Source organism: Jannaschia seohaensis (genome assembly GCF_900116765.1).
Taxonomy (GTDB): Bacteria; Pseudomonadota; Alphaproteobacteria; order Rhodobacterales; family Rhodobacteraceae; genus Jannaschia; species Jannaschia seohaensis.
On the sequence record NZ_UETC01000001.1, the window covers coordinates 13861 to 27323 of the forward strand.

At 65.9% G+C, this 13463-nt stretch carries 12 protein-coding genes; 11 read left to right on the top strand and 1 reads right to left on the bottom strand.

The features are described from left to right. Window positions 1–4: 4 nt before the first annotated feature. The gene (locus DTQ71_RS00075; protein WP_109562259.1) at window positions 5–691 is read right to left on the bottom strand and encodes a GntR family transcriptional regulator; all 687 of its coding nucleotides are present in this window, start codon (window positions 689–691) and stop codon (window positions 5–7) included. A 251-nt stretch (window positions 692–942) separates the two neighbouring features. Between DTQ71_RS00075 and DTQ71_RS00080 the strand changes: the two genes are divergently transcribed. The 11 genes from DTQ71_RS00080 to DTQ71_RS00130 all read left to right on the top strand — a co-directional run bounded on the left by DTQ71_RS00080 (window position 943) and on the right by DTQ71_RS00130 (window position 13375). Beyond that, window positions 943–1917, top strand: a complete 975-nt coding sequence (locus DTQ71_RS00080; RefSeq protein WP_109563089.1) for an ABC transporter ATP-binding protein — start codon at window positions 943–945, stop codon at window positions 1915–1917. A 66-nt stretch (window positions 1918–1983) separates the two neighbouring features. Beyond that, window positions 1984–3264, top strand: a complete 1281-nt coding sequence (locus tag DTQ71_RS00085) for an ABC transporter substrate-binding protein (RefSeq protein WP_109562260.1) — start codon at window positions 1984–1986, stop codon at window positions 3262–3264. A 98-nt stretch (window positions 3265–3362) separates the two neighbouring features. Further along, entirely contained in the window at window positions 3363–4229 is an 867-nt protein-coding gene (locus tag DTQ71_RS00090) for an ABC transporter permease (RefSeq protein WP_109562261.1), read from the top strand. Between the two features lies 1 nt (window position 4230). Continuing rightward, window positions 4231–5067: an ABC transporter permease gene (locus DTQ71_RS00095; RefSeq protein WP_109562262.1), complete on the top strand. Its 837-nt coding sequence runs from the start codon at window positions 4231–4233 to the stop codon at window positions 5065–5067. Continuing rightward, window positions 5064–5738 (top strand): aspartate/glutamate racemase family protein, encoded by a 675-nt coding sequence (locus tag DTQ71_RS00100; RefSeq protein ID WP_109562263.1) that lies wholly within the window; start codon window positions 5064–5066, stop codon window positions 5736–5738. Before DTQ71_RS00095 ends, DTQ71_RS00100 begins: the two co-directional genes overlap by 4 nt. A 292-nt stretch (window positions 5739–6030) precedes the next feature. Next, the gene (locus DTQ71_RS00105; RefSeq protein WP_109562264.1) at window positions 6031–6417 is read left to right on the top strand and encodes a lysozyme inhibitor LprI family protein; all 387 of its coding nucleotides are present in this window, start codon (window positions 6031–6033) and stop codon (window positions 6415–6417) included. Window positions 6418–6792: 375 nt separating this feature from the next. Next, window positions 6793–8367: an ABC transporter substrate-binding protein gene (locus DTQ71_RS00110; RefSeq protein WP_109562265.1), complete on the top strand. Its 1575-nt coding sequence runs from the start codon at window positions 6793–6795 to the stop codon at window positions 8365–8367. Window positions 8368–8377: 10 nt separating this feature from the next. Further along, a complete protein-coding gene (locus DTQ71_RS00115) occupies window positions 8378–9346 on the top strand; it encodes an ABC transporter permease (RefSeq protein ID WP_109562266.1) in 969 nt (322 codons plus the stop codon). Further along, window positions 9343–10257 (top strand): ABC transporter permease, encoded by a 915-nt coding sequence (locus DTQ71_RS00120; RefSeq protein WP_109562267.1) that lies wholly within the window; start codon window positions 9343–9345, stop codon window positions 10255–10257. The genes DTQ71_RS00115 and DTQ71_RS00120 overlap by 4 nt, the downstream gene beginning before the upstream one ends. Then, window positions 10232–11899: a dipeptide ABC transporter ATP-binding protein gene (locus tag DTQ71_RS00125; protein WP_109562268.1), complete on the top strand. Its 1668-nt coding sequence runs from the start codon at window positions 10232–10234 to the stop codon at window positions 11897–11899. Before DTQ71_RS00120 ends, DTQ71_RS00125 begins: the two co-directional genes overlap by 26 nt. 36 nt (window positions 11900–11935) lie before the next feature. Further along, a complete protein-coding gene (locus tag DTQ71_RS00130; RefSeq protein WP_109562269.1) occupies window positions 11936–13375 on the top strand; it encodes an amidohydrolase family protein in 1440 nt (479 codons plus the stop codon). Window positions 13376–13463 lie beyond the last annotated feature (88 nt).

Here is a 13463-nt window from a genome sequence, read left to right on the forward strand (position 1 = left end):
CCGGTCAGCGTTTCAGCGCCTCGCGCAGGGAGGCCGGGGGTTGGATGACGTTGCGCAGGTCCAGCGAGGCCACGAGATCCAGGAGATGGTTCTTCATCAATTCCTCCGCGGCGTCGCCGTCCTGCCGGGTAAAGGCATCGAGCAGCGCGTGATGGGCCTGCGTCTCGCAGAGCGCCGCGCGCCGCCGCCAATAGAGCGCGATGATGAGCGACGAGCGCGCGATGAGCTCGGAGATGAAATTCGCGATCGTCGCCTGGTTCGCGATGCGCGCGATCTCCAGGTGGAACTGACCGGAGAGAAGCAAGGCCCGGCCATTGTCCCCCCCATCCAGAGCGGCGTGTTCCTCCTCGATATTGGCCGTGAGCACGGCCAGATCCGCCTCGGTCATCCGCACCGCAGCGGAGCGGGCGGTGCGCGGCTCGAGCAAGGCGCGTGCCTCGAACACCTCCCGCGCCTCAAGCGCCGAGGGCTGGGCGACGAAGGCCCCGCGATTCCGCTTCAGTTCGACCAGATGGCGATGCGAAAGCGCCAGGAGCGCGGCGCGCACGAGGGTGCGGCTGATTCCATAGGCCTCCCCGAGTTCGTCCTCGCCCAGTTTGGTGCCCGGGGGCAACCGGTGCTCATGAATTGCGCGTTCGAGATCGGCGGCGACCGTGTCGCTGGTCCAAGCTCTGTTCTCGATCTTGTTCATCGCATCCGCATCGCATCCTGGGGCCCCATGGACCTTCGCCGATTTCGTTCTTGAGGAACAAGTGTGACGCGCCGGAGGGATGGCCTGGGACAGAATTGCATACAAATTTGTGTAATACATTGTGCGCGCCCGGGGCCCATCCGCCCAATATTGGGGCAAAGCAAGTATTCGGCCCGCCGCACCGCCGAAAACGCTGCCGCTACGCCCGCGAACGCCCTCAGATGGAGACGAGAAACGGCATGGGGGCACCGATGCGAACGGGATACGACCTGGAGTTGGTTCACCTGACCAAGCGGTATGGTGACACGGTCGCGGTGCGGGATCTGAACCACTTGTTCGTCAAGGGCAGCTATGTCTGCCTCCTTGGGCCGTCGGGCTGCGGCAAATCCTCGACCCTACGGATGATCGCCGGACATGAGGAGGTCAGCGAAGGGTCGATCGTGCTGGACGGCCAGGACGTATCGGACCTGCCCCCGGCGCGGCGCGGCACGGCGATGATGTTCCAGAACTACGCGCTGTTTCCGCATCTCTCGGTGCGCGACAACGTGGCCTTTTCCCTGCGCATGAAGGGCGTGGACAAGGCCGCGCGCCATGCCCGGGCCGATGAACTGCTCGCCCTCGTGGACATGACCCATCTGGCGGACCGACTGCCGGCGCAGCTTTCGGGCGGGCAGCAGCAGCGTGTCGCGCTGGCCCGCGCGCTGGTGACCGAGCCCAAGGTCCTGCTGCTGGACGAACCGCTATCGGCGCTCGACCCGTTCCTGCGCATCCGAATGCGCAGCGAGTTGAAAAAGCTGCAACGCGAGCTTGGGATCACGTTCATCCATGTCACCCATGGCCAGGACGAAGCCCTGGCCCTCGCCGACGAGATCGTGGTGATGAACAACGCGGTGATCGAACAGGCCGGCCCCGCGCGCGAGGTCTGGGCCACTCCGCGCACCGAATTCGTGGCGCGCTTCATCGGCGGCCATAACGTGATCGCGCTGCCCTCCGGCAAGGCGACGGTCCGCGCGGACGCGGTGAGGCTGGCCGAGGACGGCCTCCCGGCGACGATCACGGCGGTCGAGTATCAGGGCGCGTCCGTCGCGGTGACCTCGCGGACGGAGAGCGGCGACGAGGTTCTCGCGCTGCTGCCCGAAGAGCATTTCTTCCAATCCCCGAAATCCCCCGGCGAGGCGGTCAAGCTGAGCTGGGACGACAGCCGGTTGCACCGCCTCGAGGCCTGAGAGGCCACCCCGGCGAACCGGCCGCACCCCCCACCACAACAAAACCAGCAGGAGAGGATCACCAGCATGGCAATACTCGCGAAACCCAAGGTCGGCTATTCCCGCCGCTCATTGCTCAAGACCGGCGGCGCGGCGCTTGCCGCAACAGCCCTGCCCGCGCCCATGATCTGGGCCCAGGATACCAAGGACATCGTGCTGCGCCAGTTCGGCACGGGCGTGTCGAACCTCAACGACGTGGCCAACAAGGTGAAAGAGGATCTCGGCTTCACGTTGGAGATGACCGCGCTCGACAGTGACAGCGTGACCCAGCGCGCGGCGACCCAGCCCGACAGCTTCGACATCGCCGATATCGAATACTGGATCTGCAAGAAGGTCTGGCCGACCGGCAACCTCCAGGCCATGGATACGTCGAAGATCGCCAATTACGACAAGATCGTCGGCATCTTCCGCTCGGGCAAGCTGACCCCCGAGAGCGAGATCGCCCAGGGCACCGCGCCCCACACCGTGGGCTTCGTCGAGGGCCCCGGCGGCACCAGCTTCGCCAGCGAAGAGACCGGCTGGATGACGCTGATCCCGACGATCTACAACGCCGACACGCTGGGCATCCGCCCCGATCTGATCGGCCGTCCGATCGAGTCCTGGACCGAGCTGCTCAACCCCGAGTTCCGCGGCAAGGCCTCGATCCTCGACATCTCCTCGATCGGGATCATGGACATGGCCATGGTCTGCGAGGCGATGGGCGAAATCCAGTATGGCGACAAGGGCAACATGACCCGCGAAGAGATCGACAAGACCATGGCGATCTTCACCGAAGCCAAGCGCGCCGGCCAGTTCCGCGCCTTCTGGAAGACCTTCGACGAGAGCGTGAACCTGATGGCCTCGGGCGAGGTGGTGATCCAGTCGATGTGGTCGCCCGCCATCACCGCCGTCAAATCCCGCGGCATTCCCTGCGTCTACCAGCCCCTCAAGGAAGGCTACCGGTCCTGGGGCGGCGGCATCGGCCTGTCCTCCTCGCTCAGCGGCATGGAGCTCGATGCGGCCTACGAATACATCAACTGGTATCTGTCCGGCTGGGTCGGCGGCTATCTGATGCGCCAGGGCTACTATTCGGCGGTTCCGGAAACGTCGAAGAACTTCATGACCGAGAACGAGTGGGGCTACTGGTTCGAGGGCAAGGAAGCCACGGACGTCATCACATCGCCCACCGGCGACACGCTGGCCCAGGCCGGCGAGACGCGCGACGGCGGCTCCTTCTACGACCGCATGGGCGCCGTGGCCTGCTGGAACGCCGTCATGGACGAGAACCAGTACATGGTCCGCAAGTGGAACGAGTTCATCGCGGCCTGATGCGATCTCGCCGCGCTACGGCGCGGCCCGCGACCGCCTGGGGGGATGTCCGTCCCCCCAGGCTCCCTGAACGCTCCTGAGAGAGGCTGGGACATCCGATGGCGTCGAGACTGTTGAAAAACCGGCATGTCCTGGGCTGGCTCGAAGCCGCGCCCCTGACGTTGGTGCTGCTCGCCTTCCTGATCGCGCCCATCGTGATGATCGTGATCGTCAGCTTCTGGGGCGCGACGGAATTTTCGATCTATCCCGCCTTTCAATTCGACAATTACGAGTTCCTCTTCGGCTCGCCCGTCACCTACCGGGTGTTCTGGGCCACGCTGAAATACGCCTTCATCACCTGGGCGCTGACGCTCGCCATCGGCTTCACCGTCGCTTATTTCCTGGCCTTCCACGTCCGCAGCCTGACGATGCAGATCGCGCTGTTCCTGGTCTGCACGATCCCGTTCTGGACCTCGAACATCATCCGCATGATCTCGTGGATCCCGTTCCTCGGCCGAAACGGCATCGCCAATCAGACGCTGATCTCCTGGGGGGTGATCGACGAGCCGCTCGAATGGCTCCTCTATTCCGACTTCTCGGTGATCCTGGCCTTCGTGCATCTCTACACGCTCTTCATGGTGGTGCCGATCTTCAACACCATGATGCGCATCGACAAATCCCTGCTGGAGGCCGCCCGGGACAACGGCGCTTCGGGCTTCCAGACGCTGATCCACGTGATCCTGCCGCTGACCAAGCCGGGCATCATGATCGGGACGATTTTCGTGGTGACGCTGGTGATGGGCGACTTCATTACGGTGCGCTTCATGTCCGGCTCGCAGCGCGCCAATGTCGGACGGTTGATTTCGAACGATATCGGGCTGTTGCAATACCCGTCGGCCGCCGCAACCGCCGTGGTGCTGCTCGGCACCGTGCTGATCGTGATCGCGATCCTTCTGCGCTTCGTCAATATCCGCAAGGAGCTCTAGGATGGACCGCCGCCCCCGCTCGTTCTACGTGCTCGCCGCCTTTTTCGGGCTCTTCGTGCTGTTCCTCTACGGCCCGATCCTGACCATCGGCATTCTCTCCTTCCAGGGACCGCAGGGCGGGCTGACCTTCCCGATGAACGGGGTGTCGCTGCACTGGTTCCGGGATCTCTTCCAGGAGCAGGCCGTGGGCGACATCTGGGGCGCCTTCCGCCGCAGTTTCGCCTTGGGGCTGATGGTGATGGTCACGACGGTGATCGTCTCGGTCATGGCGGGGCTGGCCTTCCGCAAGCGTTTCGTCGGGTCGGGCCTGATCTTCTACGCGGCCATCACCTCGCTGGTGATTCCGTCGATCCTGATCTCGTTGGGCGTCGGGCTGATCTTCAACCAGCTCGGCCTGAAGGTGCATTGGGCGACCTCGGGCTTCGGCTCGCAGCTCACCTGGACCCTGCCCTTCGGCCTGCTGATCATGTTCGCCGTCTTCAACCGCTTCGACAAAAGCTACGAGGAGGCCGCGCGCGACCAGGGCGCGACGGCCTGGCAGACGATCCGCTTCGTGGTTCTGCCGATCATCGCGCCGTCGCTGATCGGCGTGGCGCTGTTCGGCTTCACGCTCAGCTATGACGAGTTCGCCCGGACCCTCCTGACCGCAGGAAGCTACAACACCCTGCCGCTGGAGATCTTCGGGATGACGACCAACGTCACCACGCCGGTGATTTATGCCCTGGGGACGCTGACCACCCTGTTCTCCTTCGGCATCATCGCGGCGTTCCTGCTGGGGGTCTGGATCATGGGCAAGCGCCGGGCCCGGCTGGGATCGGATGCGGGTAAAGGCGTATGAAGATCGCCTATATCAACCCCAACGCCACGGAGGCGATGACCGATGGCATCGTCGCGACCGCGCGGGCCGCGCTGCCCGAGGCCGAGATCGTCGGCCTGACCAATACGCGCGGACCCGCCGCGATCGAAGGCCCGGCCGATGGCGCAGCGGCGGTGCCCGGCCTGCTAGACTTGTTGCCGGTCGCCCGGCAGGCAGGCGCCGAAGCCATCGTCATCGCCTGCTTCGACGACACCGGCCTGGACGCGGCCCGCGAACAGGCGGGCTGCCCGGTCCTGGGCATCGGTCAGTCCAGCTATGTCATGGCCCAATTGCTGGGTCTGCGCTTCTCGGTGATCACGTCGCTTCCCGTGTCGATCCCGGTGATCGACGGGAACATCAAAGCGCATGGCTTTGGGGACCTCTGCGCCTCGGTCCGCGCCACCGGCTTGCCGGTCCTGACCATCGAGAAGGGAGCGCCGGAGACGATCGACCGGATCGCGGCGGAGATCGAGGCCGCGCGGCGCGAAGACGGCGCCGGCTGCGCGCTTCTGGGCTGTGCCGGGATGTCCCCGCTGATGAGTGTCCTCGCGGCGCGGACCAGCCTGCAACTGATCGACGGCGTGGCCGCCTCCGCGCATCTCGCGGAGGCGGTGGTGAAAGGCCAGTCCGTGGCCTTGACCTCGGCACCGTGATCCTCCGAGCCGTGGGCGCGCGCGGTGCCCGCGTCACCTGGAAGCACGCCTCTGCTCCAAGCCCCTGACCCCAGACCGGTCGGCGACCGGGCGCGAAAGGGCGCGAAAGGGCGCGAAAGGGCGTGCCGCCTCGTCAGAGCGCGCGGCGACTGCCAGCAGTTGATCTAGGTCATTCCTTCCAGTCGCGCTTGCGCGCCTACTCGGCAAGATCGCATCGGCCTTTCGGTCCGCGCGCCGGACGTTCCTGCCTTCCTGCCGATTGCGGATCATCGAAGCATCGCGAGACACCGCCATGAAGACAATCGCCGCAACTCTAGCCGTGACCTTCTGCCTGCCGCTCCCCGCCCTTTCCGATCCGGCGACCGAGTGCGGCGGACGCAGTCAGGTCGAGATCGGGGCCTGTGTGGCCGACACACTGCAAAGGGTCGATGCGAGCATCCAGATCTACCTGAATTTCGCGATGCGGTCCGCGGAAGAGCTCGACGCCGCGACGGGCCGCGAGGTGACCGTTCCGGCTCTCGAAGCATCGCAGGCGGCCTGGGCCGCCTATCGGGATGCCCATTGCGCCTATGTCGGCGCCACTTTCGGCGGTGGGTCGGGGACGGGCATCGGGATCAATGCCTGTCGGATCGAACTCGGACGGGAGCGAGCAGCCGACCTGATGCGTTACGCCCGGTAAGGCTTGCGCGGCTCGGGCGCAGGAGGCCACGGACCTGTCGGACGCCACCGGACCTGCGTCGCGCACGCAGCCCGCGACCGCTTCGGAGCCCGCATTCCCAGCTGGTCGATCCCGGAGACGGGGCAGCCGAGGCGGGCGCGGAGATTTAGATCGCCCCCGCGCGATTCCATGGATGGAACCCAATCGGATCGCCACGTGAGCACAAATTTTATGCCAATTGGAGAGATTTGCCCATTAAATGTGCGATTTCGACGCGAAGCCGGGGCCTATCTAGACCGGACCGCACACAAATCGCTTTGCGCAACGCGTTGAATCGGGTCCCTTTCGGAAGTTGGGGCGCTCCCGACGTTGGGGCAATCAAGAGAGGGGTCAGCGATGAAGCTAACGAACACCATTTTCTCCGGGGCGCTGTGCGCGGCGTTGCTGACCAGCGCAGCGAGCGCGGAGACTCTCCGCTGGGCCAATGTCGGCGACATCCTGACGCTCGACCCCTATGCCCATACCGAAAGCGGCACGTCCTCCTTCCTGCACCACATCTACGAGCCGCTCGTCCGCCGCGACGCCGAACTGAAGTTCGAGCCGGCGCTTGCCCTGACCTGGGAGGTGATCGAACCGACCCGAGTGCGCTTCACCCTGCGCGAAGGTGTGACGTTCCATGACGGAGCGCCCTTCACCTCGGCCGATGTGGTCGCCTCCGTCACCCGCCTGACGCATCCCGATGCGCGTGCGCGCGGCAACCTTGCCGGCGTCGCACGGGCCGAGGCCGTCGACGATTACACCGTGGATCTCGTGCTCAACGCGCCCGATCCCCTGCTTATCAACAAGCTGACCGGCGTCTTCATCATGGACGAGGAATGGCTGGTCGCGAATGACGCGACGCTGCCCGGCAACACCACGACCGGCGTCGTCACCTATGCCTCCGACCACGCCAACGGCACCGGCCCCTTCATGCTGGAAAGCCGCCAGCCCGATGCGCGCACGGTCCTGACCGCCAATCCCGACTGGTGGGATACGCCCATCCACAACCTGACGCGGATCGAGTTCCTGCCGATCAATTCCGACGCCACGCGCGTCTCGGCCCTGCTGTCTGGCGAGGTCGATGTGATCACCCCGTCGCCGCTCCAGGACACCGAGCGTCTGGAGGCGGCCGAAGGCGTGACCCCGCTTCAGAACCCGTCGCTGCGCACCATCATGTTCGGTCTGAACGTAGCCCGCGACGAGCTCCATGGTGGGCCGAACGGCGGCACCAACCCGCTGCGCGACGTCCGTGTGCGCGAGGCGCTCTGGCGTGCCATCGACATGGAAGCGATCAATTCCAGGGTCATGCGCGGCAAGGCCCGCATCGCGGGCTCGATAATCGCGCCGCCGGTCCCAGGCTATGAGGCGGAGACCGACGTCAAGCCGGACTACGACGTGGAGGCCGCCAAGGCGCTGCTGGCCGAGGCCGGGTATCCCGATGGCTTCGCCACCAATCTCGACTGCACCAACGACCGCTACATCAACGACGAGGAGATCTGCCTCGCGATCGCGTCGATGTGGGCCGGGATCGGGGTCGATGTCGAACTGACGGCCCAGACCCGGAGCAATCACTTCCCCAAGGTCGACCGCGGTGAGACGGATATCTACATGATCGGCTGGGCCACCTTGCCGGCGATGGACGGGTTCAGCCCGCTGTCGCAGATGCTGGCTACGCGGGAAGGCGATTACGGCGGCAACAACCCCAACGGTTATTCCAACCCGCGGGTCGACGAGATCACCGTCATGGCCGCCTCGGAGGTCGACAATGACAAGCGGATCGCGCTGATCGAGGAAGCTATCCAGATCGCGCGAGACGAGATCGCCTACATCCCGCTCCACCAGCAGCCCCTGAGCTGGGCCGCGCGGGACAATGTCGAGATCATCCAGTTCCCCGACAACTACTTCCGGGCTTGGCACTACCGCGTGAACTGATCGCACGTCAGTGCTTCCCTTCCTGATAAGACGCCTCGGGCAGGCCTTCCTCGTCGTTCTGACGGTGGGCCTGCTCAGCTTTCTGATGTTCCGCTTCGTCGGCGATCCGGTCGTGTCCATGAGCCGCGAGGACGCGACCGTGGCCGAGCGCGAGGCGCTACGCGAGTCGCTGGGGCTGAACGATCCCGTGCCCGTGCAGTTCGCGACCTTCATCGGACGCGCCGTTCAAGGCGATTTCGGCATCTCCTACCGTAACCAGCGCCCGGTCTCCGACCTGATCGCCGAGCGGTTGCCCGCCACGCTGGAGCTCGTCTTTGCCGCGACCGTGCTCGCGCTCGCCATCGGGATTCCGCTGGGCGTGGTGACCGCCCTTCGGCCCAGGGGTGCGCTCTCGAATATCGTGCAGGGCGTGTCCCTGGTCGGGGTCTCGACGCCCACATTCGTGACCGGGATCATGCTGATCCTGCTCTTCGCGGTGACCCTGCGATGGCTACCGTCCTTTGGGCGCGGCGAGACCGTCGATCTGGGATGGTGGTCCACCGGCTTTCTCTCGGCCAGCGGCTGGCGGGCAATCTTCCTGCCCGCGCTGACGCTCGCGCTCTTTCAGATGACACTGATCATGCGGCTCGTCCGGGCCGAGATGATCGAGATCCTCCAATCCGACTATATCCGCTTTGCTCGCGCGCGGGGCCTGCCGGATCGGTCGATCCATTACCGGCTCGCGCTCAAGAACGCACTGATGCCGGTGCTAACGATCACCGGCATGCAGATCGGCGGGCTGATCGCCTTCGCCATCGTCACCGAGAGCGTGTTTCAATGGCCCGGCATGGGCCTGCTCTTCATCCAGGCGGTGCAGTTCGTCGATGTGCCCGTCATGGCGGCCTATCTGATGTTTGTCGGGCTTGTCTTCGTCGCGCTCAACGCGGCGGTCGACGTCACCTATGCGCTGGTCGATCCGCGCTTGCGGGTACGGGGATGAGCGGCGTGGCCAGCCCGTCCGCGCCCGCCGGTTTGATGGGGCAGTTCCTCGCCTCGCCCAAGGCGATGATCTCGGCGGCCGTGGCCCTGCTGCTGATCCTGTCGGCGGGTTTCGCGCCGCTGATCGCGCCGCATGACCCGTTCGCGCTGGGCACCTTCAATCTGATGGATAGCGAGCTGCCGCCGGTCTGGGCCGAAGGGGGCGATCCGCGCTTCCTCCTGGGAACCGATACGCAGGGCCGCGACGTGCTGTCGGCGATCCTCTACGGGATGCGCGTGTCGCTGATCGTGGGCTTCGCGGCGGTCGCACTGTCCGCTGGGATCGGCACGCTTCTGGGGCTGCTCGCGGGCTTCCGGGGCGGCTGGCTCGACGCGGTGCTGATGCGCTTCGCCGACGTGATCCTGAGTTTCCCGACCATCCTGATCGCGCTCTTGGTCAGCGGCATCGCGCGCGGAGTCCTGCCCGACGCGCGGCAGGGCGACTATGCGATCTACGTGCTGATCCTGGCCATCGCGATCAACGAATGGACGCAATACGCCCGCACCGTCCGGGGGCAGACCATGGTCGAGGCCTCGCTCGATTATGTGAAGGCGGCCCGCATTTCGGGGCTGGCGAATGGGCGGATCCTGGGGCGGCACATCCTGCCCAACGTCCTGTCGCCGGTCATCGTGATCGCCACGATCAATCTCGGCCTCGCCGTGCTGGCGGAGGCCACGCTGTCTTTCCTCGGCGTCGGTATGCCGGTGACGCAGCCCTCGCTCGGCACGCTGATCCGCATCGGCAACGAGAACCTCTTTTCCGGCGTCTGGTGGGTGGTCGTTTTCCCGGCGGCGACGCTCGTGATGCTGGTGCTCTCGGTCAATCTCTTCGGCGACTGGCTGCGCGATGCGCTCAATCCCCGCCTTGGATAACCGTCTGCGCATCCGGGGGCTGGAAGTGCTCTATGGCGGCGCGGCCGCTGTCGACGGCATCGATATCGACGCCGTCCCCGGAGAGATCGTCGCCATCGTCGGCGAGAGCGGCGCAGGCAAGTCCTCCGTGGGGGCGGCGCTTCTGGATCTGGTGGATCCGCCGGGGGAGTGGCGCGCGTCGGAGATGACGCTGGATGGCGTCCCGATCGACTACAAGCGCACCCATGTCCGGGGCCGCGACATCAGCGTGATCTTTCAGGATCCACAAACGGCGCTCAATCCGCTCTTCACCGTCGAAAGCCAGCTGGTTCACATGGTGCGCCACCATCTCGGCCTGTCCCAGGCCGAGGCGAAGCGGCGCGCCGTCGAGATGCTGGATGAGGTGGGCATCGCCGACCCGGAGACGCGGGTGCGTGCCTATCCGCACCAGTTCTCGGGCGGGATGCGGCAGCGCGTGGTGATCGCCCTCGCCCTGGCCTGCCGCCCCCGCCTCGTGATCGCGGACGAGCCCACCTCCGCGCTCGACGTGTCGGTGCGCGCGCAGATCCTGGAGCTGATCCGCTCCATCTGCCGGGACCGGGGCATGGCCTGCCTGCTCATCACCCATGACATGGGGGCCGTGGCCGCGATCAGCGATCGCGCCGTTGTGATGCGCCACGGCAAGGCCGTGGAAACGGCCCCAACGGGACAACTGCTGGCCGCGCCGACCGCACCCTATAGCCGGACCCTGATCGCCGCCGTCCCGCCCGTCGACCGCAAGATCGATCGCTTCGCCCTGCCCGATACAGGCGCCGTCGTCAGCGACCCGAGCCTGGAGCGGTGGCTGCGCGCGAACGAGACGGATGCCGCGGCGGTCCCCCTGGCCGTGACCGGGCTGGGCAAGACCTTCGGCGCGCGCGGTTTCCTCAAGCGCGGCACGCCGGTCCACGCGCTCAAGGACGTCTCGTTCGAGATCGGACGCGGCGAGATCTTCGGCCTCGTTGGCGAGAGCGGGTCGGGCAAGTCCACGCTCGCGCAGATCGCCGCCGGGTTGCTCAAGCCGGATCAGGGGGAGGTCCGGCTTTTGGGCAAGCCGTTCTCCGCCGCAACGCCGGACCGCGCGCTGCGCCGTTATCGCGACGGCATGCAGATGGTGTTTCAGGACCCGTTCAGCTCGCTGAACCGGCGGATGTCCGTGCTCGATACGATCATGGAGCCGATGCATGGGGTGCCGCGGGCCGAGGCGCTGCGTCTGGTGCCCGCCCTGCTGGAGCGCGTGGGACTGCCACCGGATGTGATGACGCGCAAGCCGCATGCCTTCTCGGGCGGCCAGCGCCAACGCATCGCCATCGCGCGCGCCCTCGCCGGACGGCCCAGCCTGCTGATCTGCGATGAACCGACCTCGGCGCTCGACGTCTCGATTCAGGCGCAGATCCTGAACCTGCTGAAGGATCTGCGGGACGATCTGGGCTTGTCGATGCTGTTCATCACCCACGATCTGCCGGTCGTGCGCCAGATGTGCGACCGCGTCGGCGTGTTGCACCGGGGATCGCTGGTCGAACTCGGTGCGACCGAAGCGGTGTTCGAGTCGCCGCGCGCCGATTACACCCGCGCGTTGCTGTCATACCTCCCGCACCTGCCCGAACTCCAACCCGCGTCCTGATCCGACCGGACCCACCTCAACCTGATAGGACAACGCATGGCCGACATTCGCATCGACAACGCCACCGTGATCACGATGGACAAGGAGCGCCGTGTGATCGACCAGGGCTCGGTCGCGATCGAGAAGGACCGCATCGTCGCCGTGGGCCCGACCTCCGAGATCGCGCCCGCCCATCCCGCCGAGACCGTGATCGACGGCACACGCATGGCGGTGATGCCCGGCCTCATCGACGTGCATGCCCATGCCGGCCACGGGCTGATCAAGACGATGGGCGGCGGCAACGGTAAAGCGTGGTTCGAGACCTGCGGCGAGGTCTATACCACCGCCTCCGACACGCATTTCTGGCATTCCGAGGCGATGCTGGCCGGGCTGGAGCGGCTCAAGGCCGGGGTGACTTGCGGCGTCTCCCTGCTGGGCGGCGGCGACACCGTCATGCGGACCGATGAGCCGATCTATGGCGAGGCCCATCTCGACGCGATCCGGCAATTGGGCACGCGCGTGGTGATGGCCGTCGGATCCTGCCGGGCCACCTATCCCTGGACCTATGCCAACTGGGAAAGCGGCACACCGAAGGAGCTGACCGTAAGCTTTGAGGACCAGATGGCGACCTGCGAGACGCTCATCAAAGCCTATCACGGCACCGAGGGCGGGCGGCTCAATATCTGCATGATCACCCCCACCCTGCGCGGCGAGCACCTGGACCATGCCTCGAAGGACGAAGTGGCGGAGATGATCCGCCAGGCACAGGCCGGAAGCCGGATCGCGCGGGAGCATGGCCTCGTCTTCACGCAGGACGGGCACCAGACCGGAACGGTCAAGTTCGCCAAGGAGAACATGGACATCCTCGGCCCCGAGATGCTCCTGTCCCACGCCACCGACTTCACCGACGAAGAAATCGAGATCTGCGCCGAATACGACCTGAAGATCGCGCATAACACCTCGTCCAACGCCTCGGTCTTCGGCCGGTGCCGGGCGATCGAGCTGATGGATGCGGGCGTGACGGTCGGGATCGGCTCGGATGCGACGGCCCCGGACCGCTCCGGCGACATGCTCCGCCATGTGCAGCACTGCATGCACTACCACCGCCGCCACTTCCGCGACACGCATGTCTTGCCGCCGGGCAAGGCGCTGGAGATGGTCACGATCGACTCCGCGCGGGCGCTTGGAATGGAGGACGAGATCGGCTCGCTGGATGTCGGCAAGAAGGCCGACGTGATCGCCATCGACCTCGCCAAGCCGCATCTTTTCCCGCACAACATGATCCCCTTCCGCGTGGCCTATTTCGCCAACGGCGCCGATGTGGACACGGTCATCGTGAACGGGAAGGTTCTGATGCGCGGCCGGGAGGTCGCGACCGCCGATCAGGCCAAGGTGCTCGACGAGGCGCAGAAGGCGACCGACATCATGCTGGAGCGGACGGGCCGCCATGCGCTTCTCGACATCCCGGAGAATTTCTTCGGTGCGACACGATACTGACCGCGCCCGCGGGCAGGCCGGCAACGGATCCCCCGCCTCCGGCCCCGGATGGGTGCGCCGGATGAAGGCAGCCCATGGGCGGATGTGA